The organism is Nitratireductor sp. J20-h4, assembly GCF_056780505.1.
In genome coordinates, this window is record NZ_CM165557.1 from 3,448,215 (window position 1) to 3,474,763 (window position 26,549).

Below are 26,549 nucleotides of genomic sequence, written 5' to 3' on the forward strand. Positions count from 1 at the left end.
GGAGGGCCGCCATGAACGTGCACAAGGAAATCCGGTTCGAGGAGGCGATCGAGGTCGCGCTCACCACCGAGGGCGGATTTCAGAAAGGCGCTCCCGGATCGTTCGATGCGGAGCGCGCCCTCTTCCCCGACGACGTGATCGGGTTCATCCAGGACTCGCAGCCCTCTCGCTGGCAAACGCTGGTTGATTTCCACGGCGCAGGTGCAGCCGATGCCCTACTGACCTCCCTCACAAAGGAGCTGGCCTCCAAGGGCGTTCTGAACGTCCTGCGCCACGGGTTCAAGTGCTTCGGCAAGACCTTCCGCCTTGCCTACTTCGCCCCCAACACGGGCATGAACCCCGAGGCGACCGCGGATTTCGGGAAGAACCGTCTGCGCGTCTATCGCCAGGTGCACTTCAGCGAGAAGCGGCCCGAGCTCTCCCTCGATGTGGTGCTCGCTGTGAATGGCCTGCCGGTCGTCACGATGGAGCTGAAAAACCCGATGACGGGGCAGACGGTGGAGCATGCCAAGCGGCAGTACCGCTTCGACCGAGACCCGAGGGAGCCGATCTTCGCATTCAAGCAACGGGCGCTGGTCCATTTCGCGGTCGATCCGGACCTCGTGTTCATGACGACGAAACTGGCTGGCAAGGAAACCGTGTTCCTGCCCTTCAACCGTGGGGACAACCACGCGGCCGGCAATCCGCCCGCCCGGCCGGGAAAGTACAAGACATCCTACCTGTGGGATGAGGTTCTGACGCGCGACAGCTTGATGGACACCCTGGCGCGCTTCCTTCACCTCCAAGTCGAGGAGCGGCAGGTGGTGACGGAAAAAGGGATCAAGCGCCACGTCAAGGAGACGATGATCTTCCCGCGTTACCACCAGATCGACGCAGTGAGGCGGCTTGTTCAGGACGCCAAGGCCAAGGGCTCGGGCCACAACTACCTGATCCAGCATTCCGCGGGCTCGGGCAAGTCGAACTCCATCGCCTGGCTCGCGCACCGGCTAGCGAGCCTGCACGACGACAACGACCAGAAAGTCTTCGACACGATCGTGGTCATCACCGACCGGCGCGTCCTGGATCAGCAGCTGCAGGACACGATCTATCAGTTCGAGCACAAGCAGGGCGTCGTACAGAAGATCGACGAGAACACGCAGCAGCTTGCGAAGGCGCTGTCCGGAGGCGTGCCGATCGTCATTTCGACGATCCAGAAGTTCCCGTTCATCACGCAGGCGCTGGAGACTCTGGCTAAGAACGGTGAGAGCGTTGAGGTCAGCACCGAAGGGAAGCGCTTCGCCGTCATCGTGGACGAGGCCCACAGCTCGCAGAGCGGCGAAACGGCGATGGAGCTCCGCAAGATCCTCAACAAGGAGGGCATCGAAGCTGCCATGGCAGCGCAGCTTCTCGACCTCGAGGAGGACGATTTATCCGACGAGGCGAAGCAAGAGCTCCTCCGGGAGATGCTGAAGCGCCCGTCGCAGCCCAACATCAGCTTCTTTGCCTTCACAGCGACGCCCAAGTTCAAGACGCTGGCGGTCTTCAACGAACCGGGTCCAGCCGGAAGACCGCCCTTCCACCACTACAGCATGAGGCAGGCGATCGACGAGGGCTTCATCATGGACGTCCTCGCTCACTACACGACCTACAAGACCTACTACGGCCTCATCAAATCCGTCGAGGATGACCCGGACGTCCCCCAGCGGAAGGCTGCGAAGGCCCTCGCTCGCTTCATGAGCCTGCATCCGCATAACGTCGCACAGAAGGTCGAGGTGATCGTTGAGCACTTCCGCCAGTTCACCAAGCACAAGATTGGTGGACGAGCCAAGGCAATGGTGGTGACGGGCTCACGCTTACACGCGGTGCGCTATAAGCTCGCCTTCGACAAGTACATCCGCGACAAGGGTTATACCGATATCCGATCCCTCGTCGCATTCTCGGGAACTGTGATCGATCCGGACATCCCGGACTCGCATTACACCGAAGTCGGTATGAACTGTGGCATCAAGGAGAGCGAACTCCCCGATAAATTCGCGTCGGAGGAATTCCAGGTGCTTCTTGTAGCAGAGAAATACCAGACCGGCTTCGATCAACCTCTGCTGCACACCATGTACGTCGATAAGCGCCTTGCTGGTGTGCAAGCGGTTCAGACGCTTTCCCGACTAAACCGGGTGACAACAGGTAAGGAGGATACCTTCGTGCTCGACTTCGTGAATGAGCGCGACGAGATATTCAACGCCTTCAAGCCCTACTACGAGGTCACGCCCACCGGTGAAGCCAACGATCCACACCAGCTTTACGATCTGAAAAACCGGTTGGAGGAGTGGCGTGTTTTTGAAGATCACGAAATTAACGCCTTCTGCGACATCTGGTTCCGAAACCGCAGGGAACCCACTCCGGGTGATCATCAGAAACTGAACGCCATTTTGGATGAGGCCGTTCAGAGATACGTGGAACTGAGCGAAGACGATCAGGGTCAATTCAAGGGGCAGCTGTCGAGCTTCCGAAAGCTTTATGCCTTCCTGTCGCAAATCATCCCGTATCAGGACTCTGATCTGGAGAAGCTCTATACTTATAGCCGCTTCTTGTTGACCAAGTTACCGCTCACCCCAGACGACAGAGACTATCAGGTAGAAGACGATGTTGCGCTGAAGTTTTATCGCCTTCAGAAGATCAGCGAAGGAGCGATCGATCTCAAGGCAGGTGAACCCGACCCGTTGAAGGGGCCGACCGAAGTCGGGACAGGAAAGAGCCACGACGAAGATGTCTTGCTGTCCTCACTCATCATCAAGCTGAATGAGCGGTTCGGGACTCAATTCACGCCAGCAGATCAGTTGTTTTTCGACCAGGTGACCGAAACCGCCGCCGCGAATGAGAAGCTTAAGGAGGCAGCACGCGTAAACACGTTGGAGAACTTCTCTTTCGTGTTCAATAAGATGCTTGAAGGCCTGTTTATTGAACGGATGGAGGGAAACGAGGAGATTTTTGCTCGGCTGATGAACGACGATTCCTTCCGGGGCATTGCGACCGAGCACCTCGTCCGGGAGGTCTACGAGAAGATTCGCGGAGGCATTGAACAGGGTGGGAATCCCGCCGGTCGAGCTACCTCGCCGCAACGCACGCGCGAAGGGGGGTGATCCGATGGGTCTCAATCTTGCGAAAACCGTTGTTGATTTCCTCGCCGGCCGCTCCGAACAGAAATTCACGGCACGCCAGATTGCCGAATGGGTTTTCGAGAATTACCCAGCAGAATGCCAAGACAAAAAAGCCAAGAGCACCTTCATTCAGAGCGACGCCGACCTCGTTCAACAGCTCGTCGCGGAGATAGGATCGCAGAGGCCGGCACTACAGAAGCGAAACCCACAGATAAAGACAACTGAAGGTCGGCCTCGCCAATACTACTGGACTGCTAAGACGGATCAAGCAGAAGTTGACGAGGTGGAAACAGAGGGGACTGATGCAACTCTTGTATCAGGCGCGACATCGCTCAAGGAAAGCGACCTTTATCCTATCGTCTCAGAATATCTTTGGTCAGAGCTTGGTGTTTATTCTAAGCGCATTGATGAGAAGAAATCTTCAAATAAGCAGGGGCCAAGGGGCAACAAGTGGCTATATCCTGACCTCGTCGGGATGGAGGATTTAACCGCTGATTGGCACCAAGAGATCAAGGGTGCAGTCAAGGAGTATGCGGACAAGAAAACGAAGCTGTGGTCTCTTGAGGTTAAGCTTCTTTTAAACAGATCGAATCTGCGCGAGGCTTTCTTCCAAGCTGTTTCGAATTCCTCTTGGGCCAACTTTGGATACCTCGTAGCTGCGGAGGTAGAGGGAGCCGATACCATGAAGGAACTCAGGATGCTCTTCTCGCTGCATGGGATCGGCTTGATCCAGATTGATCCAGAGAATCCCGCCGAGAGCCAGATTCTTATTCCGGCGAGGGAGCGCCTCGAAGTTGATTGGGCGACCTGCAATCGACTGACTCGTGAAAACAAAGATTTCTTACAGTTTATCAAGCTTGTTCGCCAGTTTCACCAAACGGGAGACCCTCGTCCGAAAGATTGGGATATTTCGGAAGGTGAGCAGCTAGGCTGAAATTGAAAGGCAGACGAAGAGCCTGCGATCCTTGTCGCGAAAATCAGCCGTCCAGAGGTTTGGGCTGGTAGTCGAACCTCGCGCCACGGTAAGCTCAAAATCGGATAGCGCATGAAAGCGCCGGGAGCGAAAATCGGACAACAGGAATGTCGCAGAGCGCGCTAATGTTGGTGCGATTTTTTCGACGGCGTAAGCTGCGACATCCAGAAGTCGCTCGATTTCGGCGGGCGAAACCCCCTCCGAAACGATATCTTCAATCACCTTCTTCGAATTTCTAGAGCTCATTGAATCTACTCTCTTGGCGCACTCAACACACGCTCTCTTTCGGGGATATATCAAGTTCAGATCGCACCTCTGCGAGCTGGGACGCGTAACCTTGACTCAGCCAATCTTGCAGCCCCAGAACGACGTGTGGTCCGCGGCGAAGTAGCCGTCCGCGACCCGGAAATACCCCTGCAGCTCGACGGTATCGCCCGCGGTCAGCGGCACCATGGTCTGCAGCCAGATCGCGGTGGCGAGCGAGACATGGGTGGCTGAGATTTCGCCGAGGGAGCCGCGGATTTCCGTGGCGCCGTTCAGCACGAGCCGTCCGCGCATGCGGGCCGTGGCGCTTGCGTTGATCTTGTAGAGCAGCGTTGCGCCGAACAGGTAAGTGCCGTCCACCGGCGCCACGAAGTGGTTGTTCGCGGCGTCGAAGGCGCCCTGATCGTTGTAGTCGGTGTTGTTGAGGCCGATCTTCGTCCAGGTGCCGACGCCGACATAGTTGTCGTAGTTCGTGTACGCCTTGAACCGCGGGAGCCGGGGCTGGTCGACGATGCCGGTGGCGTTGTCGACGCTGAGCCCGTCGAAGAAGGTGCTGCCGTCGGCCGAGACCGCAAGCCGGAACCTGTCCGAGCCGAACAGCCCGACCAGCGCCTTGGTCACGAAGCCGGTCTGGAGCGTCAGACCGAGATCGTCGCCCGCAGCCTCCTTGTTCATCGTGTAGAACAGATCGCCGGTGCCGCCCTCGGCGACGGTCTTCGCGGTCCAGAGTGCGGCGTTCAGCTTTGCCGAGAACGGGTTCGACGCATCCGCAGTCGTGCCGAGCCCAAGCAGAGCGAGGCTCTGCAGCGCCGCAGGCGTGGTGCTGACCCAGCCGGACCCGTCGTAGACCAGCAGCAGAGCCTCGTCCTCGACCCACGCCCGCCAGCCGGTCCGAGGCGGCAGGCGGAGCCAGGCGCCATCGGTCCAGAGTGCGACGTTCAGGTCCCAGCCCGCCCAGTCGCCCGTCGCGCCCGAGGCGACGATGTAGCGGTCGCCGTCGGCGAGGCCTCCAGGCGGCCCGGTCAGGTCCCGGTCGAGGACGGAGAGCTGGACGAGCCCGTCGAGGATCCGCAGCGCCTCGTTGTGGGTGACATGCTTCTGGGCCTGCGCCGCCAGGATGTAGGGCAGCAGGAGGTGGGTCGTGGCGTCGGACATGGAATGGCCTCAGAATGTCAGCGTGACGGATTTCGGCGCGCCCCGCCCGACGAGGGCGGAGAGCTGGAAGATGCGGATCGTGAGGCTTTCGCCAGGGCCGAGCGGCGCGCCCCAGTCGGCGGTCTGTTGAGCGGCGGTGTAGACCGCGCTGGTGGCGGTCGAAGACAGCACCCGCTTCACGGTGGCGCCGTCGAGGATCTCCACCTCGTAGGCTTCCAGTTCCTCAGCCAGCGGAACCTCGAGCCCGCCCCAGCTGTCGGCCGCGAGCGCACGGGACCGGCGCGTCCAGCGGATCGTCAGATCTCCGGGACTGCGCGGCGTGCGCCATGGCTGCTCGACATGGGCGACCGAGAAGGGTCGCAGCCCGACGCCCTCGGGCGCAAAGGACTGCGCGATGTAGGTCTCGTCGCTGACCGGGCGGCTCGCCGGGCCGATGCGCCAGTTCCACGGGATCCCGAGATCGGCCTCCGCGATCGGCAGCGGTGCGAGCGCGGTGTCCAGCACGACGACCCGCGCGCCAGCGGGCGCCGGGTTGCCCATCCCACCTTCGGTGCCGCGCTGGCCGCGCAGCAAGCGGGTCAGCCGGTACCGGCTGGGTGCCAGCAGCTCGGCCGCGCCCGCCTGGACGATCTCCCAGACGCCGGGCGCGCTCTCGATGGCCAGCGCGTTCGCCCCGCCGAACAGCGTCAGGTCCGTGACGCTTTCCAGCGTGCCGGTCAGCAGATCGACGACCAGCGCATTGCCGAGATCGAAGCGCGAGGTTGGCCCCGAGTAGAGGTCGGAGACCAGCGTGCCGATCCCGGCGCGGCTGCCGAACGTCGTCAGCAACTCGAAGCCATCGGTCGAAGGGCTGCGAAACACCGCCATCTCGCCGGGCCAGGGAACCGCGTGCACGGCGACAAAAAGTCGATGCGCGGGTTGCTCCTCGGTCAGCTGCGGCAGGTCCATCAGCACCGCGTCCGGCGCGCCGAACACCACGGCGCGCGTCAACGACGCCGCGCGAGGGTCTCCGGGCGGCAGGTCGTAGGTCGCGCGGTCCTGGCGGACCGCCTCGATGCCGCGCGCCTCGGCGTCGGCGATGGACACCAGCCGCAGATCGACCAGCCGCCCGTCATGCTCCAGCCGGATCGCATCGGCCGGATCGAGCGCGAGCCGCGAGGGCGGCAGACGGAACGCCGCCGTCTCCCGGCCCACCCACGCCTCCATCAATGCGCGGCGGCAGCGGCGCTCGGCCTCTTCGGGCGGCACCGCCATCGGGAAGGACTCGGACGCGATCCGCGTCGTGTCCACGGTGATGCGCCGCGCCTCGACGAGGGCGGCGTCGTAATCCTCGTCGGCACGAGCGACCTGCCATTTTAAGGCCTGCGGCAGTTCGGTCTCCTGGCCGCGCGTGAACTCGAGGATGTCACCCTCGCGGGCGGCCACCAAGTCGTCGGCCAAGAGGGTGGCGACGGGGGCCCGCCCGCGCATGATGAACCGGATCACGCCCTCGGTCTCCACGGCGTCGAACCCGAAATGCCGCGACAGCGCGGTGATCGAGGCGCGCGGGCTTTCCAGCGCCGTGATGGCGTAGCCTTCGACCGCGCCCCAGAGGCCGGAAACGTCGATAAGGGACTCTTGCAGCCCGGCGCGCAGGCATAGGTGGCGGACGAGCGCCGCCAGCGACACCGCCCCGAGCCGCCCCGTCAGCCAGTGGCCGAGCCGCCAGTTCGCGCCGTCCGTCCAGACGTCGGTCAGCGCCGGAAAGAACGGATAGGGCCGCGCGTCCCAGGTCCAGGCGGCGCATTCGGGGACGTGGACCATCCGGCCGCCATAGACCGACGACAGCGGGTTGTTCGCGGCCTCGCCCCACCAGAGATACGTCGCCTCGAGATAGGCGCGCTGGATGGCGTCATCGCGCCAGCCCCGCGAGAAATGCGGCGTGAAACTCTCGGACGACTTCGGATCGAAGAAAACGTTCGGCTGATTGGTGCCGCGGTCTATGGCCGGGCAGCCGAGCTCGGTGAACCAGATCGGCTTGGACTCGGGCACCCATGCCGTCGGCGTTCCGCTCTCGACCCCACCCGGGCGATTATAGTGCGGGTTCGACCACCAGGCGCGCAGATCCTTGTAGCGGAACACCCACGGCTTGCTGGCGGCGCCGTCGGTGATCGCGGTCCGGATCTGCGCTGTGCGGTCGGCGGCCGAGGCATAGAACCAGTCGTAGCCTTCGCCGCCCGCGATGTTCCCCTGCAGGTAGGCCCGGTCGTAGATCGCGGGCCAGCCCTCGGCCGCGTCGAGATGCTCGAACCCGTCGCGCCAATCGGAGAGTGGCATGTAGTTGTCGATCCCGACGAAGTCGATGTCCGGATCGGCCCAGAGCAGATCGAGGTGGAAGAACACGTCGCCACTTCCGTCGCCCGGCTGGTGCCCGAAATACTCGCTCCAGTCCGCCGCATAGCCGAACTTGGTCCCGGACCCGAGGATGGACCGCACATCCGCGAGCAGATCCCGATAGGCCTGCACGGCGGGATAGGTGCTGGCGCCCGAGCGGATCGTCGTCAGCCCCGGCATCTCGGTCCCGATGAGGAAGGCATCGACCCCGCCCGCCGCCGCGCAGAGATGGGCGTAGTGCAGCACCATGCGGCGCAGGCCCCAGTCGCCGGATGGCCCGGTCCAGCTGACGCTCTCACCCGAGACGCTGAAGCTGGCGGGCGTGGCCGCGCCGAACAGCGCCGCCACCTGCGTGGCGGCCGTCGCCGTCTTGTCGACCGATCCAGCATATCCCGCCGCTGGTGAACAGGTGATCCGCCCCCGCCAGGGGAACGCGGGCTGGCCGGTCCCGGCGGCGTTGTCGGAATAGGGGTTCGGCAGGCTGTTGCCGGGAGGCACATCCATCAGGATGAACGGATAGAAGGTGACCCGCAGCCCGCGCGCCTTCATCTCCTGGATCGCCTGCACCACCGCGAAATCGGACGGCGTGCCGCCATAGACGGGACGATCCTGGTCGTCGCGGCTGACGAGGAATGCATTGGCGCGGCTGACGCCGTTCACCGACCAGCTGGCGGGCGTGGTTGACTTGGCCGACACCTCGACACCAGGCCGCACCTTGCAGGATCCCGCACGCAGATCGTCGCCGAACCACGCGACGACGAGGCTGACGCTCTCGACCGCCGGGGCCATCGCCTGCAGCCGGTCGAGCGCTTCGACCATGTCGGTGGAGTCGGCCAGCGCGTTCAGGTTCTCGGGCACCGTCGCGCCGCCATCGGTCTTGCGGATCGCCTGCGTGGCATAGGTGAACTCGCCCGAGGCCGGGATCATCGTCACGGCTTGCACCAGTCCCTCGGCGGTGTCGGGGTCGGCCAGCGGGCGGAAGACCTCGAAGGAAAGCTGCGGCAGGCGGTTACCGTAGGTGGAGAGCGCCAGCTCCTCGAAGACCACGTAAGCCGTGCCGCGATAGGCGGGCGTGCTGGCCGCGCCCATCCTCGAGGCGATGAACGGGTCCGCCGTCTGCGCCTGGTCGCCCGGATACCAGCGCCAGGTGACGCCGGAGAGGTCCATGGGCTTGCCGTCGGCCCAGATGCGGCCGATGCCGGTGATCGGGCCCTCGCAGAGCGCCACGGCGAAGGAGGCGTAGTACAGATACTCGGTCGTCCTGACCTTACCGCCCCCGCCGCCCTTGCCGCCGCCCTGCGTGGTGGTCCTCGTCTCCTCGCGGAAATCCGTCGCCCAGATGATGTTGCCGCCCATGCGCATCCTACCGTAGAGCCGCGGGATGACCGCGCCCTCGGTGGCGGAGGTGATGCGCAGCGTGTCGAGCCGCGCGCCCTCGATGCGCTGCGTCGGCGCCAGCGACGAGATGATCCAGCTGTCGACGACCGAGCCGATGGTGGAGCCGATGAAGCCGCCGATGGTCGCGGCGCTGACACCGAGGATCGCGCCGCCGATCGACCCGCCGATGGCGGCGCCAGCGGCACCGAGTACGAGGGTGGCCATGGTCGGATCTCAGCGTTGCGGGAAGAGGAAGGCGAAAGCGATGCGCCGCCGCCAGGATGGGGTGAGCGGTTCCTCGATCACGCCGAGCCGCTCGTAAGCATGCAGAAAGGTGTCAGGCCCGGTGAGGATCCCGACATGCTTGGCGATGGCGCGCGGCTTCATGCGGAACAGCACCAGCGCGCCGGAGCCTGCCTCGGCGGGCGACACCTCGATCATCATCCGCCGTGCGCCCTCGGCCAGAACCTCGCGCGGGCCCGTCTCGCCCCAGTCGCGGCTATAGGGCGGGATCGGGAACGGCTCGGGGCCGACGACCTCTCGCCAGACGCCCCGGGCCAGCCCGAGGCAATCGCAGCCGACGCCGCGTAGGCTCGCCTGGTCGTGGTACGGTGTGCCGAGCCATGACCGCGCGATGCCGATGACGCGGGTGGGATCGGCGGAGGTCACAGCACCGACCCCTCGTGCCCACCGTCCTTGGTGGCATAGCGCAGCACCGCGTCCTGGCCGGGAATGTGCGGGAAACCACGGAAGTTGGCTGTGTTCGCGAACTTCGCCCCGCAGGTCTCCATGCGCTTGTCGCAGCCAGCGCGAATGGTGAAGGCATCGCTTTCGGCAATGGACCGCACTGGCGCCTCAAGCAGGGTCAGTATTGCCACGCCGTCCGTCACGTCATGGCCCAGCACTTCGGTGCGCCGTCCCGTGTTCGCGCCGCTCGTCCAGTCCAGCGTGCCGAAGGCGAACCAGCCTGAGGTGAAGCCGCTAAGCCCGGAGGCGGTGAAGGCGCGATCCCGCAGCAGATCGATCACCGCACCCGCGCCCTTGTAGGCCGGGTCCTCGAGATCGACGCCGCAGCGCGCATCCCCCAGCGCGGCGTCACAGGTCGCCTGAAACGTCCGCCCCACCGTCTGGCCGAGGACGTGGGCGAGCGAGCGGACCTCGGCGACGAAGGCCAGCCGGCCGCGCCTGATCTGGCCGATGGCGCCGCGTCGCATGAGGACGCGCTGGCTCGTATCGGCCCAATTCACCCGCCAGACCTCGACCTCGGCGTTGTCCCAGCGCCCGTCGAGGATGTCGGTCTCGGTGATCCGGTCGGAGGTCAGCACGCCCTCGGCGTCCTGCGCGTCGACCGACAGATCCGAACCCGAGCGCACCTCGGAGGCGGTCAGCCCGCTCTCGGGCTCGAAGTCGGTGCCGTCGAAGGCGAGCGTCCGGTCGTGGTCGGTGAAGCCGAAGGTGACGCCGTCGGCGCGGGCGATCCGCCAGCACCAGGCGAGCGTCGTCGTGCCCTCGTCGAGATGGGCCTGCAGGGCTGGCGAGAGGGATTTCATCGGCAGGTTCCCGTCATGCGGTCGTCGAGATCGGCGATCCAGTTCGCCCAGTCCGGCGGAACCTCCGCGACGGTCTCGGCATCTGGCCGGGCGAGCCGCGCCTCGGCATAGGAGGCACAGCCTGCATCACCAGCGCCCGTCGTTACGGCGCAGCCGGTCAGCGGGATCGCCAGCGCCGCGGCCGTCACGAACCGCGTCGCGACCCCTCTCGACGCGCTTGTTCTTGTCTTCGATCGCATCTTGTTCCGCCTCCCGTTTGCCTTCGCGCTTCCCTTCCACGCGGCCCCAGACCCGGCCGAGGACGACGCCCCCGACGGCGCCCAGAGCCGCGATCACCCAGATCAGGAGATCAGCCATCGTCCCGCTCCCCGCGCGCGGCGGCGACGCAGAGGGCTGCGACGAAGACTCCGAGGCAGCCGCCCACGACCAGGCCGGCGATGAACTCAAGCATCGCCGCGGAAACCGCGCTCGATCCGGTCGCGCAGGCCTATGAGGCCGAGCCCGAGGAACATCAGCCCCGCGGGCGAGGCATCGCCAGAGCCGGCGAGCAGCGCGACGAGCCGGGACAGTTCCCCGAGCGGCTCAGTGGCGGGCAGCGCGAGGGAGGCGATGCCGGTGAGCATGGCGAGAAGTCCCGCCCACCAGGTGAGCGAGTTGGGTCGGACGTAGCGCATGAGTCAGGCCCTCCGGATCAGGGTGGAGAAGAAGCCGGCAAGCCGGGCGAGCCAGCCGTTCGGCACGTCGGGCGCAGGATCGAGGGCCGGTGGCCTCGGCAGCGGCGACGGCCGCAGCAGCGCCAGAGCCTCATCCTCGGTCAGGCGACGGATCGGCCGCGAAAAGTCCACGCGGCCCGTGCGGTCCACGGACCAGACCGGGATCGTGCCGCCGGGATAGCGGCCATGCCGGAACAGGTCGCGCTCGGCTTCGCGGCGCGGAATGATCGAGGCAGGACGCCGCCAGTTCAGAAACGCGTCGGCGGCTGCAACGCGATTGCCGGCATTGAGGTGGCGGGTCAGCGCAGCCTTGGCGATGCCGCCGGTGTTGTAGTGAAAGCTGACCAGCGCATCGAACTCGTGCGGCGTCAGCGGTACCTTCACGGCACGCAGGACGGCTGTCTCGTAACGCGCGAGGTCGGCCCGGAAGACCCGGAACGCCTCGCGGATCCCGGCATCGAGATCGCCGGGCATGCCGCGCGGCATGGTGGCCGGATCGGGAGGTCCGGCCGCGGCCGTATGGCCGATGCCGAAGGTCCAGACCTGTTTCACATCGAGATAGGGTCCGGGCACGAGTCCTTCGTGCCGGACGAGGGCCAGCAGGCCCCGGTCGGTCATGTGCATGGGATTACCGGAGGAGCGAGAGGATCAGGATCAGAGCCGCGACGGCGAGGCCGATGCGCAGGCGATGAGCAAAGGCCTGCCGGGGGTCGGCAGGGTCGCAGCGAAGGGAGCGCGCGAGGCGGATGAGATCATTCATCGCCGTCGCCCTGCTTGGCGCGGCGGAGGCGGGCCAGCAGCATCTCGATGAAGGCCGGGCCGAAGACCCCGACAAGATAGGCGGCCGAGCCAGCCGCCCCGCCCGCGGGGATCGCTTCGGGCGGAAGGCTGAGCCAGGCGGTGATCACGGCCATGGAGAGGCTGCCCATCCCGGCCGCGATCAGCCCGCCGAGCAGGATATGCCGCAGCGCATCGCGCAGCCGCATCTTCGTGGTCAGTGCGTTCGTCGCGCCGCCGAGTGCGCCCCAGGCGGCGAGGATCACGGCGGTCGAGGCCGCAAGTTCGCGCAGCACGGCCGCAACGAAGCTGCCGGTGTCGTTCATCGCCGGATCTCCAGAAGCGGAATGGAGGTGATCGAGCCGAGCCGCTCGAGGTCGAGCGTCACGTCGAGCGCGTCGGTGTCGAAACGGACGGGCACCTCGAACTCGAAGCCCGCTGTGACGGCGACGCCAGCGCCCGGCGCGGCGCTGAAGGTGACGACACCGGTGGTGGTGTCGACCGACCAGCCGGAGGGCTGCTCGACGCCCGACAGCGCGATGCGCACGCTGCCCGCCACCGGCTTCGCGATGGCGCGCGTCCAGGACTGCGCGCCCGAGGCGTAGCGCTTCACCAGCTGGAAGGCGGTCGTCGCGCCATCGCCGGTGCCGATCGCTTGGTCGGTGGGCGATGGCGTCCCAGAGGGCAGGCAGGACTTGTGGTCGGCCCAGTCCTTGAAGCGGAAACCGTGGAGCCGACCGTTGCGCGCCTCGAAGAAGGCAATCACCGCCGCCAGATCGTCGGCGCGGCGAATGCCATAGGCGACGTCGTAGCGGCGACGCGAATTGGCCCAGCTGGCGTTCCTCTCCTCGTCGCCCGAGGCGAGCTCGACGATCTGCGTGCGCCGCTCCGGCCCGCCCCGCGCGCCGCGACTGATATTGTCGGGAAACCGGACCTCATGAAACGCCATCACATGCCCCTCCGCCCGAGCGAGACCGCACGGGCGATGTCCGCGGCGACCTGCGTGCGGGACTGCCGGAAGCTCTCGGCGTCACGCGCCATGATGGTCACGTTGACCCCGCCGCCACCGCCGTAGGTCTGCGCCTCCCGCCGCGACAGCACGCGCTCGCCGCGTTGCAGGATCGCGGGCACCTCGTCATGGCGAAGCCCCGCCATGCCACCGCCATGCATCCGTGGGGCGGCGGCGAAGGCCATGGCCGGGACCAAGCGCGAGGGCCCGGCCGATCCGACCATCCCGCCCGTATGCAGGACATTGGCGAAGATGCCGCCCGCGCCGGCGAAGACGCCGGAAAGCGCATTCGCAATCGGCCCGAGGATGAACCGCCGCGCTGCGAGCTGGGCGAGATCGGCCAGCAGCGAGGTGACCAGGTCGCGGAAGTTCAGCTTGCCGGTCTTCACGAACTGGCCCACCGCGTTCTCGGCCGACTGGAAGGCGCCAACGAGGCTCTGGCCGATATCGCCACCGATCTCGCGGGCCTTGCTGGCGTAGTCGGACAGCGCGGCGGTGACGGCCTGCCAGCCGGTGACGGCGGCATCGGTCGCGGGCTCCGCCGCAGCGGCGGCAGCTCCGGCCGCCGCGCCTGCACCCGTGGCGGCGCGCCCGGCATCGCCGAGCGCCGTCTCCAGCCGCTCGGCCGCGCCGGTGGCCTCGGTCAGCGCAACGGCACTGGCCTCGTCGGTACCGCGCACGGCATCGCGTAGGGCCTGCCAGCTTTCAAGCGGCGCACGGGCACCCTCAGCCAGATCGCGCGCGGCGCCGCGATAGACGTTCGCGGACTCGAGCGCGCGGGCGGCTGCCTCAGTCAGTCCGAGATCGGGCGCGCTAAGCGGGTTGTCCTCGAAGGCCCGGTCGAAGGCCGCCTGCGCCGCTGTCGTGGCGGCACTGGCCGCGCCCTCAAAACGGTTCTCGATCTCGCCGAGGTCGAGGTCGGGCACCAGCGAGATGCGGCGTTCAGACCCGAGCGCTTCCAGCCCCTGGTTGATGCCGCCAATGAAGCCGTTGATGCGCGAGACCACGCCGTTCAGCATTGCCTCGACGCCATCGACCAGGCTGTTGGCCGCCTGGAACGCCAGATCGCCGATGGCGGCGGGCAGCAAACCCCAGATCGCCTTGATCGCCTCGTAGGCGCCCTCGAAGGTGTTCGCCGCCGTGTTCCCGAAACTGACGACGCTCTCGATGGCGCTCTGCATGCCCGAGGCGGCGTCGGCCTTCAGGTCGAAGAACATCGCCGTGGCGGCCGCGCCCGCCGCGGCCGCACCCATCCTGATCCGCTCCCAGACCTCGACCGCGAGATCCTTCAGAAGCGACATGGCTTCGCCGAAGCCGCCCGCACCGGAGACGAGGCGGGTGAACTGGTAGACGAGCTCGCCCGCGCCGACGATCAGCGCCCCGATGCCGGTGCGGATCAGCGCGCCACGCAGGAGGACCAGCGCCGTGGCGAGGCCCCGGACGGAGAGCGCAGCAGCGGCCATTCCAGCGACCCAGCGTCCCGCGAGGAATGCAGCGAAGGTGGCGGCATAGGTGGCCAGGCGGCCGATGTTGTCGAAGAGGCCGCGGATCGCGATGCCGAGCGGCCCGGCGCGGCTCGCGACCGCGGCCATGGCGTTGGCGACGGCTTCCAGCGCGGGGGCTGCGGCGACGGCTAGCTGGTTGGAGAGCCCGCGCCAGATCAGCCCGAGCCGGGAAATCGCATCATTGGTTCGCTCGATCTGCTCGGCATCCTGCTCGGAGACGACGACTCCGAAAGCGAGGACGTCCTCCGTCGCCTGGCGCAGCGTCGCGGTGTCGATCCGCGACATGGCGATCGAGCCTTCCTCGCCGAACAGCTGGCCCGCGACCGCCGCGCGCTCGGCGGCGGGCACGAAGTTCTCTATGGCGGCGTTGATCGCACCCACGCGCTGATCCAGCGGCAGGGCGATCAGTTCGCTGGCCGACAGCCCGAGCCGGTCGAGCGCATCGGCGGCGGGACCGGTCCCGGCCGCCGCCTGGCTGAGACGACGCGTCAGGTCCTTGGTCGCCTGCTCGATGCCGGACATGGAAACGCCCGCCAGCTCGCCCGCGCGCTCCAGCGTCTGGATCGAGGCGACGGTGGTGCCGAGCGACTGCGCGAGCTTGGCCTGCGCATCGACCGTCTGCAGCCCGGAGCGGATCATCGCCACGCCAGCGGCGGCCGCAGCCGCCACGGCGGCAGCGGCGGCCACGCGCACCCGGCGCGAGAAAGCCGCGAGCCGGGCGTTCGCCGCCTCCATCTCGCGGCTCAGCCGTCCGAAGCCGCGCGATCCGGCTTCGCCGACGCCTTCCAGTTCGGCGCGCACCTGCCTCCCGCCCACGGCCGCGAGGCGGACGCTGACCCTCTTCTCAGCCATGGGAATGATCCATCTGTTCGTTGAGCTTGGCCACCATCACCGCCTCGATCACGGGCAACAGTTCGGCCATAGCGGGGGGCGGGACCCCGAGCGCGTCACCGAGAGCCAGCGCCGCCGACATGTCCCAGCCGATCACCGCGCCGGGCAGCACCCGGAGCTGGCCGCCGAGGCGGCCGACCAGGTCCCAGACCTGCCAGCCCTCCGGTGTTTCCGGACGGTTCAGCCGCGCCGGGCAGTCCGGGCAGGCTTGCGCGCAGGCATCGCAGTATCGCTCGCCCCCGCCGAAGGACCATTCGGCGAGAGCGCGGAGGCGTTTTTTTCCTGTTCCAGCAGCAGACCCTTCGAGACGTAGGTCAGCTGGAAGGCCTCGAAGATCGGCCAGATGTCGAGCAGCGCGTCGATGGCCTCGGGGCTGGGGTCGATGGGGTTGCCGTCGGCGTCGCCGATGCCGTCCCAGGCGAGCACGGCCCGTCGCGCCAGCGCCTTGGCGAAGGCGACCGCGCGTTCCTCGTCCGAGGCCTCCTCGGACACCGCTTCTACGGCGGGATCGTTGCGGGTCGCCACCATCAGGGCGGTGGTCAGCGGGCGCAGTTGCACCCGGACGCCAGGGGCGAGGTCATGCCAGCGCGGCGCGTTGGTCAGGTCGAGCGTCAGCATTCTCAGTACACCTCGATATCGTTGATCAGGGTGGCTGTGCACATCCGGCCGACCAAGCTGTCGCGGGCGGCCTGCCAGTCGAAGGTCGCCTGCACGCCCTGCGGCCCGGAAATCTCGATGCGCGGGCGCGGCAGGTAGACGGCGTGCACGGTGAAGGTGAAGCTCTCGCCCGTGGGCAGGACGTAGGCGAATTCCATCTCGCAGGCCTCGCCGCCCACCGCCTGCGTCACCAGCGTCTGGTCGGCGAAGCGCACCTCGATCCGGCCGGTCAGCGCGGCGATGGACGGGTCCGCGCCGTCGATGCGCCCGTCCGAGCGGATGGTCTCGATGCGGTCGAGGTTGTTGGCATAGGTGATCTCGGCCGAGACCACGTTGCCGAGTGCGGTGCCATTTCGGGTGATCGCCCCGTTGAAGTGGCCGAAGCGCTTGAGCTCCAACGCCGCCGGTGTTCCGGCGCTCGTCGTGGTTCCGACCGTCTCGCCCTGCGCCACCAGCCGCGCGGTGGCAGTCAGAAGGCCCGAGCGCTGCATCTGCCAGGTGATCTGGTCGAGCACGCAGCCCGAGTACATCGCATAGCGGGGCGCCTCCGGCATGCCGGTCTCGATCGACATCGAGGGCAGCGTCCACGACCCCGACTGGAACTCGTGGGTGTAAGGCGCTTCCACGCCCGTGGTCGTCGGCGCACCGAAGGCCGCCTTCAGCCAGAAGCCGAAGGCCTCCGCGTCGAGCGGCACGACGACATCGCCATCGGCGGTCACCGCGTCCTTGATCGGCGCCAGCGGATCGCGGCCGTAGCCGAGCAGTTCCGAGTTCAGCAACGGCTGCTCCGCGCCGAGCGAGGTGCTGGCGAAGGGCATGCGGGTGAAGCCGCTGGCGGGCGGCGTTCCATAGGTCGTCTCGAACGCAAGCGCCATCAGCGCCCGCGCCCCCTGGGCTCGTGCCATCGTGTTCTCCTCGGGTTGTCGGGATCAGCCGAGCGGATCGGCCGTGGAATAGTGCAGCACCATCGGGATCACGGCGGCCTTCAGGCTGGCCGCGCCCTCGACCGGCAGATCGACGGGCCGCGGCGCTTCCGCCTCGACCCAGTCGCAGAGCCCGCCCAGTGTGCGGTCGGCGGCGAGCGCTGCGCCGATGGTGGCGGTTAGCGTATCGAAGGCGGCGTCACGGTCGGCGCCCTGAACGACAGCCTCGATCTCGGCGCGGTGCTCGTAGTGATAGGCCAACGGCGAGAGCGTCACCTCGGGCTCCCCCGGCTCGCCGTCGCGCAGGATCAGCAGGCCCTCGGCCGGCACGCGCTCGGGCAGCACCTCGCCGCGAAGGGCGGTAGCGGGCAGCGCCGAAAGCCGCGCGTGCAGCGCGGAGAGGATGGTTTCGCGTGGAGTGGGCACAGCGCGACCTTAGGTTGGAGACGTACTTGCAGAATTGCCAAGCTGCCAATTTCCGATCAGGCTCAGGAGTATGCGTGTATCCGACATGATGAAACCCGAGGGGCGAGTGTTCCTGAAGAGCGAATGGGCTCAGATCAGTGACGAGTGGCCCTGTGTGTCCTTCACCAAGCGGTCAGTTGGCGATCGCCTCAGGCGCGAGTTCGTGGCAGGTCGGGACGTTCTCGTTTACGTCGGAACGACCAGCACCGAAATGACGCGCCTGCCGGAACACCGAAGCCGCCTGATTTCGGCAGTGACCATCGAGCCCAACCAGATCCTCGAGACGCGCAATATCGTACCTCCGGAGGTCTGGGCGAACTCAAATGCGCAGTGGGGCGACCGCTGGCCCCACTCGATGGCGGTGCTGGCAGCAGCCAACATGGTCGGGCCGCCATATCCCTCCGCGCACGACACGATCCCCATTGCATACCGATCCTTCGCCGAGATCGCCAATAGGGGCGCTGTTGTCGAGGCGACGGGCGCCGAGCGAGAGGCCGTCATGGCGCTCGAAATCGAGCCCATCAGCCTGAACCTTCGCGAAGACGTTGCCACCTACCTCGAACTGCGCAGCAGTGTGTCGGCAGAGGTCGAACCATCGGTCAAGCAAGAAGCCTATCGGATGGCGATGCTGATCATCGATCGCGTCAAACGCGGCGGTGAAACCGGTGTGAAGGTCAATCCGCTGCGATCAGCGCCGAACCTCTCCGACCTCAATGCCCTCCTTGTCCGCAAATGGGGCGAACAAGGAGGACGATGCGCCCTGTGTGGTGGCGCGCTGGTCGCCGGTGGAGGCAACAAGATGCTCCAGCCGTCCGCGGATCGAGCTGACAGCGCCAACGGCAGCTACGACGATGCAAACGTCGCGATCACGCATCTCGCGTGCAATCTGGCCAAGAACAAATACGGTCTGGATGAGTTCGAGGACTGGCTGTCGATACTCAGGGGCGTCGGTCTCTGATCTTGTGGCGCACTAAGTCAGGGTCGCTATCGGATTCTTCCATCTACCCAGTTCGCCACGATCAACCCCGGCACGCCGTCCAATGCCCGGTCCGCGTCCCGCGCGAGGTCGAGCCGCTTCGGCAGCTTGACCTGCGGCACCAGCAGGAAGATCGGCGCGGTGACCTTGCCGCGTCCGGTCTTCGAGCGAGACACCACCGCCTGGCCCTTCGTGTTCAGCCGTCCCTCCGCGACCAGCAGGCTCGGTCCGGTGCGGCGATAGACGAAGCGCAGGCGGAGCCCACGACGCCGCTCCCATTCACCGGGCGTGATCCGGCCACCGCGCAGGGATTTGCCTGCGGCAGGGAGCGGGATCGCCAGCCAGAACCCGTTCTTCGAGCGGATCAGCGGCCCGGTGTCGTGTGCGCCCACGATGACCGGCGCCTTCGACCAGACCAGTGCTGCCGCGTCCAGGCTCTCGCCCGACCTCGGGAAGTTCTGGCTCCGGATCGAGTTGGCCAGCCGCGTGCCGAGCCCCGCGCCAGTGATCTGCAATCGCCACGCCGACTTCAACCCGGTTCCAGCCTCGCGCATGGCCGCGGTCACGGCGCGCTCCCCGGCCGCCACCTCGGCCGCCATTATCGCGACGATATCGGGATCGATGTCGAGCTTCAGTTTCACGCGGGCCTCAGATTCTACGGTCCAAACCAGCCGCTCGCGGTCGCGGACGGGCTCGCCCTGGATGAGGAAGGCGTCGCCGTCGATCTCGATCCGGTCGCCGGGACGCGGGTTCGCCACCTCGGCCACGCGCAGGTCGATCCGCGTGGTCTCGGACCAGAGGCGCGCATCGCCGAAGTCGCTGATCGCGTCCGCACGCCGGGCGACGACCCGCACCAGCACGGGCGCGCCGCCGTCGGCGATGTAGACCGCGTCCCGGCCGATGTTCGGATCGGCGAAGAGTGCGCCGACGGCGGCGGCGAAGGCGCTCATCAGAAGGCCGCGTTCAGGCGCACCCGACCGATAGTGTCGCCCGCGCCGCTCGCCACCGCCTCGACGGCCACGCCGATCAGCGTGTTGTCGGTAGCGACCGTGGTACAGCGCTTGTTGGTGTCGTCCCAATAGACCTTGGCGCCGACGGTCCACGCCTGCGAGCCGACCTTGGTGATGTCGAAGACGCCGACGAGCGCGGTCTCGACGAGCTCGCCGAGGGCGGCGGCGCCTGCGGCCACGCCGAAGATGGAGCCGACGAGCAGGCCATCGCCGGAGGCGACGCCATAGGGTGCGGTCAGGGTGATGGTGTTGCCGGGCTGGACGTAGTTTTTCATGATGGGGATCCTCGTGGAATGACGAAGGGCGGCCCGATTGGACCGCCCGCATGTCGGGGTTCAGCGTGTTTGGGGTGCTGGTTACGCGCCCGGGTTCTTGTAGAGGCCGCGCCAGTCGATGGCCTTGGCGCCGAAGTCGAGGCGGCACTTGATCTCGACCCCGTCGACGTCGAAGCCGTTGCGGGTCTCGATGTAGGCGCCCTGCTGGCCCTCGAGATAGGCGTACTCGATGGTGTCGATCTGGTTCGGGCTGGCCGCCAGGTACCAGGCGGTTTCGCTCACGGCATCAAGCCGGGGCTCGCTGATCGGTGCGAGCGTGCGGATCGACTGCGGCACGACGCTGGAGGTCGCTGCGGGCACGAGGTTCTGAGCGACCAGCTGCTCGGCCTTCAGTTCCAGCGAGGCGGGCACGATCAGGAAGGCGGGGCGGACGTTCAGCACCGTCTTCTTGTCGAGGCCGGTCTGCTTGGCCATCGCCGCGCGGGCGGCACCCACCGCCTCGACGGCCAGCGCCGCGCCGGTGCCCGCCAGGTTCTTGTGGGTGGTGTGAAACAGCGCGTTGCCGTCGGCCATCGCCGGGTTGGCGGTGATGATGCCCCAGACCACGTCCGACTCGAGCTGGGCGATGGAGTTGCCGTACATCGCCGGGATCCGGGTGAAGGCGTCGAGATCGTCGTTGATCAGCGTCTGGCGGGTGATCGCGACCACCCGGCCATAGGTCTTGACCTTGTAGCTCTCCTTGCTCTCGCCCAGCGTCCCGCGCTTGAACTCGCCGCTCTCGCCGACCTCGAGCAGCTGCGGCGCTTCCCCGAGCTGGACGCGGTGCATAGCCTTGAAGTCGGTGGCCAGCACCTGGCGGCAGAACAGCATGAAGGTGCGGGGATAGGCCTCGTAGGCTTGCCGCAGGGTCTTGTTGGTGACGGCCGACAGGATCTCGGGGAAGTCCGAGGTCGAATGCAGCGCGCGGGTCGCCACCTCGTCGCGCGACAGCCCCCGCGTGTTGACCCCGGCATTGCCGAGGCTTTCGCGGGCGAGTTCCAGCAGGGTCATGCCGCGATACTGGCGCGCGGCGTCCTCCAGCTGGAACAGCGTCGGGCTGTATCGGTGCAGCAGCGCGTTCGCCACGGCGTCGCGGCGGGTGATGCGTTCGTCCCGGCCACCCAGCGGGACCGAGACATGGCTGAAGGTCCGGGTCTCGTCGGACTTGGCGGCGACCTGATCGAGGATCAGGCGGCGAGATTCGTCGACGCTGACGCCGCGCTTGACCAGATCCTCGGCGAAGCCCCGCTCGAGGTTCAGCCGGCCGGCCAGGTCGTAGATGGTGGAGACGCGGTCGCGCTCGGCCTCGCGGGCGCGCGATGCGACCGCTTCGGTGTCGGGCGCCGCGGGGGCATCGGTTTTCGGAAGCTTCGGCTGCGTCCGGGCTTCAACGTCGCCACGCTGCGGCTCGGTCGTGGTGGCCTTCGGCTCGGTCATGGTGGTGTCCTCGGTTGCGACCGGCTCGGTCGGCTGGGTGGTGGCGGGGGTTGCGGCGTCGCTCGCCGCGGGCTGGGTCTTGTCCGTCATCGGGGATGCTCCTTGCGGTGTGGGGGCGTCCCGGCGGTGGAGGACGCAGTCGTGAAGGGGATGCTGGGCGCGGAAGCCTGCGGCAGGATCGGCGCCGACCGCGACGGCGGAGACCTCGAACGGGGTCCAGTCCACCGCGCGCCAAAGCTCGCGCGCGGCTTCGGGTTTGGAGACCTCGAAGCGGTGGACCTGATAGCCGATGGAGACCGCGCGGATGTGCCCGGCCTGGATATCGCGCCAGATCGGCTCGACATCGGCGCGCTCGCTGATCCGCACCAGCGCGATGCCGCGCCCGTTCTCGATCCGCGCCGAACCCGGCACGACCGAGCCGATCACCGAATCGAGCGTGTCGAGTTCGTGCACCTTCAGGAAGGGCGCGCCCGCGTTCAGCCGGTCGAGGCGGACATGGGCCGGGTCGAGGCTGAGTTCCTCGTCATAGGGCTCGCCGAAGAAGGTGGCGCGGCGGACGCGGGCCCCGGCCGACCAGACCACCTCGACGGTGCGGCTGTCGGCATCGGCCGTGTTCGGCGAAAGCTCCGCCGACCGGCGCATGGCCGGCAGTTCGATCATCGTGTCCATGAATGTCAGTCCTGTTGGTCGGCCTGCGCCGGGTCGGTTTCATCCGCTTCGGCGGAGGGGTCGTCGGCCGGATCGCTGGTCTGAGCGCTGCCGGTCTTGGTGACGCGTCGCGGATCGCTGTCGAGCACCAGGCCCAAGGCGTCGAGCTTGGCATTGGTCGCGGCGATTTCCGCCAGCACCGCATCCGGGTTGCGGCCCTGCTTCGCGATCACCTCGGCCAGCGTCATGGTGCCGGAGCGGATCGACAGCAGGTTCGCCAACGCATCCTTCTGTGGATCGACCGCCTCGAACTTCGGCGGCGACCATTCGACCGGCACGATGGGCGATGGGATATGCCCCGCTGCCCACGCAGCCTCGGTGAACCAGCGCCAGACTGGCGCGCAGAACATCGGGATGAACAGCTGCCACTGCACGGCGTCGATCTGGCGGCGGAACTCCACGAGCCCCGCCCGGATCGAGGAATAGTTCACCTGGGAGAGGTCCCCGGTGAGCAACTCGTAGGGCACCCGGAACCCGGCCGAGATCGTGTGCAGGCTCGCGCGCTTGTATTCGCCGTAGCCGCCGGTGGCGGCGGGCTGGTTGAAGCGGATGTCCTTGCCGCCGCGCGCATAGGCGATCAGCCCCGGCTCGAACTGCTCGACCCGGTTGCCGTCGGCGTCGACCACGGAGGGCGCGATACCCTGCTGCGCTTCGTCGTCGCCGAAGACGATGGCGGTGACGCAGGCTTCGGTCTTCTTGCGGACCAGTTCGGCCACCTCGTAATCGTCGAGATCGCGCAAGCTGCGGATCACCGGCGCGCCCCAGGGGACGCCGCGGGCCTGTGTGCGCTGCTTCTCGTAGACATGGGCGATCTCGGTCGCCGGGACCGGGCGGCTCTGCAACCCGTTCTGCAGCGCCCCGTAGGCATCGCCCGGGTGCTCCGCGTGCAGCCAATAGGCCCGGCGCTTTCCGACCGGGTCGAACTCGATCCCCTGGACCAGCCGCCCGGCGCCGATGGCGCCGGACTTGGTGGCGTCGAGAAAGTCGGCCTCCAGCACCTGCAACTGCAGCGGCACCGGGAGCCCGTCCGAGGATCGCCGCAGGCGGCGGCGCACCAGGACTTCGCCCGCCTCGACCATCTCGCGGCAGATCAGCGTCTGCAGGCCGTAGAAGTCGAGCTGGCCGTCGGCGTCGCACTCCGCCGTCCAGCGCTCGAAGAGCGCGTCGACCTTCCGGTCCAGCTTGTCGTCGCCGCTGGCGGCGCGCGGCATGATGCCAGCGCCGATGATGTTGTTGACCAGCACCGCCACGGCCTTGGCCGCGTGCGGGTTGTTGCGCACCAGATCGCGCATGCGGTCGCGCAAGAGCGCCCCGGCCACGCCGATCTCGGTGTCGGCCGAGGATCCCGGCGCACGCCAGCCCTCGGTGCGACGCCCGCGCGCGGCCCCGTCGTAACCGCGCGTCAGGGTCTCGAAGGCCTGACGCGCCATCACGCGGCGCGCGGCCATGCGCGGCGCCACCGTGGCGATGGCGTGGTCGAACCAGGTCGCCGACATCAGCGATCCCCGCGGCTGAAGCCAGCCAGCCCCGCCACCGGCAGCGGCCGTGTGGTGCCCGCGATGGCGCGCTCGATGGTGCGGATGCGGGCGAGCAGATCCTCGGCCGAGCCGTAGTCCACCGACTTGCCGTCATAGCTGACCCGGGTGGTTCCGCTGGCATAGGCCCGGCGCAGCGCCGAAAGCTCGGTTTCCGTCCAGTCGGTCATCAGAACCATCCTCCGCGCCGCCCGAGCCAGTCGGAGCGGCGCTTGCCCTGCGGGGCCTGTCCCGGCCGGTTGATCTGCCCGGCGGGATCGCTGTCGGTGGGCGCGGCCCCGAGCTGATCCTCGAGGTCGCGCCATTTCTCGTCGGGCCAGCGATCCGCGCCCGCGATCCAGGCGGCGGCGCGGGCATAGACCCGGCAGTCCAGCGCCTCGTTGCGCTCGCGCAGCTTCTGCCATTCCAGCCGCGCGAAGCCGCGCTTGGTGCGCACCGTCACCAGTTGCTCGGCCACGAACTGCTTCAGCCATTCGTTCTCGATCCAGTGCGGCAGATGCACCGAGCCGGGCGGGAATGCCGCCCCGTCGGCCATGTCCTCATCGGTCGGCCGCGCCAGCCGCAGGAAGCGGTAGGTCTCGGCCTTGAAGGTCGAGACCGCCACGGTCCAGAGCCGCGCGCCGCGCCGCAGGCGTTTGCCGCCCTCGGTCGCGTCGACGAAGGTCGGACCCGACACCGGGCTCGAGCGATTGAACCCCTCGACGCCCTTCACCGGCGATACCTGTCCAAACCCCTGCGCCCGCGACCAGGAATAGACCGCCGGGGCCTCGTAGCCTGTGTCGATGGCGAGCCGCGCGATCCGAAGATGCGCGCCGCGCTCGTGCGGCCAGCTTCGATCCAGCAGCGCCGTCAGTTCCGACCAGGCGTCGTGCCGGTCGGGCCCACCCTCGATGACGACGTGATCGACGAGCCACGACTCAAGTCCGCGACCCCAGGCCCAGACATCGACCTCGATCCGGTCCTTCTGCACATCGGCCCCGGCCGTCAGGAACAACCCGCCCGCTGGCACCGTGCCGGATGTCCAGCGCTCGCGCCGGTCATAGAGACGCTGCCAGTCGGGGGCTTCCCCGGTCTCGACCCAGGTCTCTCCGAGGATGGTGTTGCGGAACGCCTTGATCGCCTCGTCCGACCCTTGGCACCCGTCCCAAGCCCGCACGATTCGCTCCCAGCTCAGCCAGCCGATCGGCGAATAGAGCGCGGAGAGGTGATAACCGACCGTGGTCGGATCGGCGGCGGTGGCGGTCGCCCGCCATTCGCCGCCCTCCAGCATCGCCGTCTTGTGATGCTCCGCGATGGGCGTCTCGCAGCCCTCGCAGTGATACTCCGCCGTCTCCGGGCGGCCCTTCTGCCAGCGCAGCCGGTCGAATTTCAGCCACTGCATCGCGCCGCAATGCGGACACGGCACGAAGTACCGCCGCTGGTCGGACGCCTCGAACTCGCGCTCGATCCGCGACAGCCCCCGGATGGTGGGCGTCGACACCAGCAGCACCTTGCGCCGATGGGCGAAGGTCAGCGACCGCGCCTCGGCCAGCGTGACCGGGTCGCCTTCCTCGTCAGCGGACGCCGGATAGGCGTCGACCTCGTCGAGGAAGATGTAGCGCGCCGGGGTGGAGCGCAGCCCGACCGCCGAGTTCGCGCCGGTCATGATCAGGATGCCGCCCGCGAACTCCTTCGACAGCATCGTGTTGCCCGCGTCGCGCGAGCGCGCGGGCTTCACCCGCTCCCGCAGCTCGGGGCTTTCGTCGATCAGCGGGTCGATCCGCTGGCGCGAGTTGCGCTTGGCCAGTTCCACCGTCGGCTGGACCGCGAGCATCGGGCCCGGCGCCTGGTGGATGGCGAACCCGATCCAGTTGTTGCCCGCCTCGGTCGCGCCGACCTGTGCGGCCTTCATGAACACGATCCGCTGCGTGGGATCGCCGGGCGACAGCCGGTCCATGATCTCGCGCATGTAGGGCGTGCGCATCGTGCGATACCGCCCGGGCTCGGCCGAGGCACGGCCGGAGAGCATCCGGTGCCGGTCTGCCCATTCCGAGACGGTCAGGTCGGGGTCGGGCCGCAGCCCGTTGCCCCAGGCGCGCAGGATCTCGCCCGCGCCGTCGAAGTCCGTCAGGCCATCGCCATGCTCATCGGAAGTCGGGCCGGACCTCGGCGAGTTCGTCGAGGTGGGCGCGTACATGTTTCTCCAGCACCTTCTGCATCGCGGCTGGCTCCACGGTGATCTGCTGGCCCGTCGCGTCGCTGGATGAGCCCGAGAGCTCGGCCGCCATCAGCGCGGCGGCGCGCGCGGGCCAGTTCACCCACGCGTCCCGTTCCTCCCGCGCCAGGCGGAACACCAGCGCCAGCGCGCGGGCCCGCTCGATCAACTCCCCCTTCAGCTTCTGCAGACGGATGCGCCGCTCCTGCGCCTTCAGCACCTCGTTCGCGGTCTTGGCCTGCAGGAAGGTCGTGCCGCCGCCGACGGCTGGAACCGCCAGCCCCTGTTCGCGCAGCGTGTCGCCGACAGCGGCGACCGCCGCCTCGGGGACGGGCTTCAGCTTCGGCGCGGGCGGCTTCCTCGTCTTCGACGGGTCCGTTGTCTCTGCCCGCCGCGCGTCGCTGGCGACCGCGTTGATGCTGCCGTCGGGATAGAGGACCAGCCGTTCGGCGGTCTTCGCCTTCTGGATCGCACCGCGCGACAGCCCGACATGGGCGGCGTACTGGCGCTCGCTCATGCCCTGCATCGACGGCTCCGATTATCATTAAGATTCAGGTGCTTATTGAGTTGATAAGCATCGCGGACAGAGGGAACGTCCGTTCAGAAGGA

At 67.4% G+C, this 26,549-nt stretch carries 26 protein-coding genes; 3 read left to right on the forward strand and 23 right to left on the reverse strand.

Translation table 11 applies throughout. The annotated features are described in order from the left end of the window. Window positions 1-11 precede the first annotated feature (11 nt). Window positions 12-3,116, forward strand: a complete 3,105-nt coding sequence (locus ACT2B0_RS16515) for a type I restriction endonuclease subunit R (protein WP_473459305.1) — start codon at window positions 12-14, stop codon at window positions 3,114-3,116. Between the two features lie 4 nt (window positions 3,117-3,120). Beyond that, complete coding sequence (locus ACT2B0_RS16520; protein WP_473459307.1) at window positions 3,121-4,068, forward strand: COG2958 family protein; 948 nt, start codon at window positions 3,121-3,123, stop codon at window positions 4,066-4,068. Here the strand turns inward: ACT2B0_RS16520 and ACT2B0_RS16525 are convergent. The 16 genes from ACT2B0_RS16525 to ACT2B0_RS16600 form a co-directional block, all read right to left on the reverse strand. Beyond that, window positions 4,060-4,329, reverse strand: coding sequence for a hypothetical protein (locus ACT2B0_RS16525; protein WP_473459310.1), 270 nt, complete (start codon window positions 4,327-4,329; stop codon window positions 4,060-4,062). The two genes, ACT2B0_RS16520 and ACT2B0_RS16525, sit on opposite strands and share 9 nt — an antisense overlap. Window positions 4,330-4,449: 120 nt before the next feature. Further along, window positions 4,450-5,526 (reverse strand): DUF2793 domain-containing protein, encoded by a 1,077-nt coding sequence (locus ACT2B0_RS16530; RefSeq protein ID WP_473459312.1) that lies wholly within the window; start codon window positions 5,524-5,526, stop codon window positions 4,450-4,452. Window positions 5,527-5,535: 9 nt separating this feature from the next. After that, window positions 5,536-9,501 carry a baseplate multidomain protein megatron gene (locus ACT2B0_RS16535; RefSeq protein ID WP_473459314.1) on the reverse strand — a complete coding sequence of 1,322 codons (3,966 nt, stop codon included), beginning with the start codon at window positions 9,499-9,501 and terminating at the stop codon, window positions 5,536-5,538. A gap of 9 nt (window positions 9,502-9,510) precedes the next feature. Beyond that, window positions 9,511-9,945, reverse strand: coding sequence for an NlpC/P60 family protein (locus ACT2B0_RS16540; protein ID WP_473459316.1), 435 nt, complete (start codon window positions 9,943-9,945; stop codon window positions 9,511-9,513). Then, complete coding sequence (locus ACT2B0_RS16545; protein ID WP_473459318.1) at window positions 9,942-10,826, reverse strand: DUF2163 domain-containing protein; 885 nt, start codon at window positions 10,824-10,826, stop codon at window positions 9,942-9,944. Before ACT2B0_RS16545 ends, ACT2B0_RS16540 begins: the two co-directional genes overlap by 4 nt. Before the next feature lie 126 nt (window positions 10,827-10,952). Beyond that, window positions 10,953-11,183 (reverse strand): hypothetical protein, encoded by a 231-nt coding sequence (locus ACT2B0_RS16550; RefSeq protein WP_473459320.1) that lies wholly within the window; start codon window positions 11,181-11,183, stop codon window positions 10,953-10,955. Between the two features lie 86 nt (window positions 11,184-11,269). Next, window positions 11,270-11,449, reverse strand: a complete 180-nt coding sequence (locus tag ACT2B0_RS16555) for a hypothetical protein (protein WP_473459322.1) — start codon at window positions 11,447-11,449, stop codon at window positions 11,270-11,272. Between the two features lie 54 nt (window positions 11,450-11,503). Beyond that, entirely contained in the window at window positions 11,504-12,163 is a 660-nt protein-coding gene (locus ACT2B0_RS16560; protein ID WP_473459324.1) for a lysozyme, read from the reverse strand. A gap of 4 nt (window positions 12,164-12,167) precedes the next feature. Beyond that, the gene (locus ACT2B0_RS16565) at window positions 12,168-12,299 is read right to left on the reverse strand and encodes a hypothetical protein (RefSeq protein ID WP_473459326.1); all 132 of its coding nucleotides are present in this window, start codon (window positions 12,297-12,299) and stop codon (window positions 12,168-12,170) included. Beyond that, a complete protein-coding gene (locus tag ACT2B0_RS16570) occupies window positions 12,292-12,642 on the reverse strand; it encodes a hypothetical protein (protein WP_473459328.1) in 351 nt (116 codons plus the stop codon). The genes ACT2B0_RS16565 and ACT2B0_RS16570 overlap by 8 nt, the downstream gene beginning before the upstream one ends. After that, window positions 12,639-13,265: a phage distal tail protein, Rcc01695 family gene (locus tag ACT2B0_RS16575; protein ID WP_473459330.1), complete on the reverse strand. Its 627-nt coding sequence runs from the start codon at window positions 13,263-13,265 to the stop codon at window positions 12,639-12,641. The genes ACT2B0_RS16570 and ACT2B0_RS16575 overlap by 4 nt, the downstream gene beginning before the upstream one ends. Continuing rightward, window positions 13,265-15,682, reverse strand: coding sequence for a phage tail tape measure C-terminal domain-containing protein (locus ACT2B0_RS16580; RefSeq protein WP_473459332.1), 2,418 nt, complete (start codon window positions 15,680-15,682; stop codon window positions 13,265-13,267). Before ACT2B0_RS16580 ends, ACT2B0_RS16575 begins: the two co-directional genes overlap by 1 nt. After that, window positions 15,675-15,833: a DUF7697 family protein gene (locus tag ACT2B0_RS16585; protein ID WP_473459334.1), complete on the reverse strand. Its 159-nt coding sequence runs from the start codon at window positions 15,831-15,833 to the stop codon at window positions 15,675-15,677. Before ACT2B0_RS16585 ends, ACT2B0_RS16580 begins: the two co-directional genes overlap by 8 nt. Before the next feature lie 68 nt (window positions 15,834-15,901). Next, window positions 15,902-16,339, reverse strand: a complete 438-nt coding sequence (locus ACT2B0_RS16590) for a hypothetical protein (RefSeq protein WP_473459336.1) — start codon at window positions 16,337-16,339, stop codon at window positions 15,902-15,904. Between the two features lie 2 nt (window positions 16,340-16,341). Then, window positions 16,342-17,283, reverse strand: a complete 942-nt coding sequence (locus ACT2B0_RS16595; RefSeq protein ID WP_473459338.1) for a phage tail tube protein — start codon at window positions 17,281-17,283, stop codon at window positions 16,342-16,344. Between the two features lie 24 nt (window positions 17,284-17,307). Next, on the reverse strand, window positions 17,308-17,727 hold the full coding sequence (locus ACT2B0_RS16600; RefSeq protein ID WP_473459340.1) for a hypothetical protein: 420 nt from the start codon (window positions 17,725-17,727) through the stop codon (window positions 17,308-17,310). Window positions 17,728-17,797: 70 nt separating this feature from the next. Here ACT2B0_RS16600 and ACT2B0_RS16605 point away from each other — a divergent pair, with 70 nt between their 5' ends. Beyond that, window positions 17,798-18,724 (forward strand): hypothetical protein, encoded by a 927-nt coding sequence (locus tag ACT2B0_RS16605; protein ID WP_473459342.1) that lies wholly within the window; start codon window positions 17,798-17,800, stop codon window positions 18,722-18,724. A 26-nt stretch (window positions 18,725-18,750) separates the two neighbouring features. Here ACT2B0_RS16605 and ACT2B0_RS16610 read toward each other — a convergent pair whose 3' ends face one another. The 7 genes from ACT2B0_RS16610 to ACT2B0_RS16640 all read right to left on the reverse strand — a co-directional run bounded on the left by ACT2B0_RS16610 (window position 18,751) and on the right by ACT2B0_RS16640 (window position 26,466). After that, a complete protein-coding gene (locus ACT2B0_RS16610; RefSeq protein WP_481658416.1) occupies window positions 18,751-19,692 on the reverse strand; it encodes a head-tail joining protein in 942 nt (313 codons plus the stop codon). Beyond that, complete coding sequence (locus tag ACT2B0_RS16615) at window positions 19,692-20,027, reverse strand: DUF2190 family protein (protein WP_473459348.1); 336 nt, start codon at window positions 20,025-20,027, stop codon at window positions 19,692-19,694. The genes ACT2B0_RS16610 and ACT2B0_RS16615 overlap by 1 nt, the downstream gene beginning before the upstream one ends. Window positions 20,028-20,108: 81 nt before the next feature. After that, the gene (locus tag ACT2B0_RS16620) at window positions 20,109-22,172 is read right to left on the reverse strand and encodes a prohead protease/major capsid protein fusion protein (protein ID WP_473459350.1); all 2,064 of its coding nucleotides are present in this window, start codon (window positions 22,170-22,172) and stop codon (window positions 20,109-20,111) included. A 5-nt stretch (window positions 22,173-22,177) separates the two neighbouring features. After that, window positions 22,178-23,707 (reverse strand): phage portal protein, encoded by a 1,530-nt coding sequence (locus tag ACT2B0_RS16625; RefSeq protein WP_473459352.1) that lies wholly within the window; start codon window positions 23,705-23,707, stop codon window positions 22,178-22,180. After that, a complete protein-coding gene (locus tag ACT2B0_RS16630; protein WP_028030714.1) occupies window positions 23,707-23,916 on the reverse strand; it encodes a phage head-tail joining protein in 210 nt (69 codons plus the stop codon). The genes ACT2B0_RS16625 and ACT2B0_RS16630 overlap by 1 nt, the downstream gene beginning before the upstream one ends. Continuing rightward, a complete protein-coding gene (locus ACT2B0_RS16635; RefSeq protein WP_473459355.1) occupies window positions 23,916-25,922 on the reverse strand; it encodes a phage terminase large subunit family protein in 2,007 nt (668 codons plus the stop codon). The genes ACT2B0_RS16630 and ACT2B0_RS16635 overlap by 1 nt, the downstream gene beginning before the upstream one ends. Next, entirely contained in the window at window positions 25,870-26,466 is a 597-nt protein-coding gene (locus ACT2B0_RS16640; RefSeq protein WP_473459357.1) for a hypothetical protein, read from the reverse strand. The genes ACT2B0_RS16635 and ACT2B0_RS16640 overlap by 53 nt, the downstream gene beginning before the upstream one ends. Between the last annotated feature and the right edge of the window lie 83 nt (window positions 26,467-26,549).

Excerpts from the sequence above, each read along its gene's own strand:
- ACT2B0_RS16515 (WP_473459305.1), top strand. The coding sequence starts at position 12 with ATGAACGTGCACAAGGAAATCCGGTTCGAGGAGGCGATCGAGGTCGCG.
- ACT2B0_RS16520 (WP_473459307.1), top strand. The coding sequence starts at position 3,121 with ATGGGTCTCAATCTTGCGAAAACCGTTGTTGATTTCCTCGCCGGCCGC.
- ACT2B0_RS16530 (WP_473459312.1), bottom strand. The coding sequence starts at position 5,526 with ATGTCCGACGCCACGACCCACCTCCTGCTGCCCTACATCCTGGCGGCG.
- ACT2B0_RS16535 (WP_473459314.1), bottom strand. The coding sequence starts at position 9,501 with ATGGCCACCCTCGTACTCGGTGCCGCTGGCGCCGCCATCGGCGGGTCG.
- ACT2B0_RS16545 (WP_473459318.1), bottom strand. The coding sequence starts at position 10,826 with ATGAAATCCCTCTCGCCAGCCCTGCAGGCCCATCTCGACGAGGGCACG.
- ACT2B0_RS16550 (WP_473459320.1), bottom strand. The coding sequence starts at position 11,183 with ATGGCTGATCTCCTGATCTGGGTGATCGCGGCTCTGGGCGCCGTCGGG.
- ACT2B0_RS16555 (WP_473459322.1), bottom strand. The coding sequence starts at position 11,449 with ATGCTCACCGGCATCGCCTCCCTCGCGCTGCCCGCCACTGAGCCGCTC.
- ACT2B0_RS16560 (WP_473459324.1), bottom strand. The coding sequence starts at position 12,163 with ATGCACATGACCGACCGGGGCCTGCTGGCCCTCGTCCGGCACGAAGGA.
- ACT2B0_RS16565 (WP_473459326.1), bottom strand. The coding sequence starts at position 12,299 with ATGAATGATCTCATCCGCCTCGCGCGCTCCCTTCGCTGCGACCCTGCC.
- ACT2B0_RS16570 (WP_473459328.1), bottom strand. The coding sequence starts at position 12,642 with ATGAACGACACCGGCAGCTTCGTTGCGGCCGTGCTGCGCGAACTTGCG.
- ACT2B0_RS16575 (WP_473459330.1), bottom strand. The coding sequence starts at position 13,265 with ATGGCGTTTCATGAGGTCCGGTTTCCCGACAATATCAGTCGCGGCGCG.
- ACT2B0_RS16580 (WP_473459332.1), bottom strand. The coding sequence starts at position 15,682 with ATGGCTGAGAAGAGGGTCAGCGTCCGCCTCGCGGCCGTGGGCGGGAGG.
- ACT2B0_RS16590 (WP_473459336.1), bottom strand. The coding sequence starts at position 16,339 with ATGCTGACGCTCGACCTGACCAACGCGCCGCGCTGGCATGACCTCGCC.
- ACT2B0_RS16595 (WP_473459338.1), bottom strand. The coding sequence starts at position 17,283 with ATGGCACGAGCCCAGGGGGCGCGGGCGCTGATGGCGCTTGCGTTCGAG.
- ACT2B0_RS16605 (WP_473459342.1), top strand. The coding sequence starts at position 17,798 with ATGCGTGTATCCGACATGATGAAACCCGAGGGGCGAGTGTTCCTGAAG.
- ACT2B0_RS16610 (WP_481658416.1), bottom strand. The coding sequence starts at position 19,692 with ATGAGCGCCTTCGCCGCCGCCGTCGGCGCACTCTTCGCCGATCCGAAC.
- ACT2B0_RS16615 (WP_473459348.1), bottom strand. The coding sequence starts at position 20,027 with ATGAAAAACTACGTCCAGCCCGGCAACACCATCACCCTGACCGCACCC.
- ACT2B0_RS16620 (WP_473459350.1), bottom strand. The coding sequence starts at position 22,172 with ATGGACACGATGATCGAACTGCCGGCCATGCGCCGGTCGGCGGAGCTT.
- ACT2B0_RS16625 (WP_473459352.1), bottom strand. The coding sequence starts at position 23,707 with ATGTCGGCGACCTGGTTCGACCACGCCATCGCCACGGTGGCGCCGCGC.
- ACT2B0_RS16630 (WP_028030714.1), bottom strand. The coding sequence starts at position 23,916 with ATGACCGACTGGACGGAAACCGAGCTTTCGGCGCTGCGCCGGGCCTAT.
- ACT2B0_RS16635 (WP_473459355.1), bottom strand. The coding sequence starts at position 25,922 with ATGTACGCGCCCACCTCGACGAACTCGCCGAGGTCCGGCCCGACTTCC.
- ACT2B0_RS16640 (WP_473459357.1), bottom strand. The coding sequence starts at position 26,466 with ATGCAGGGCATGAGCGAGCGCCAGTACGCCGCCCATGTCGGGCTGTCG.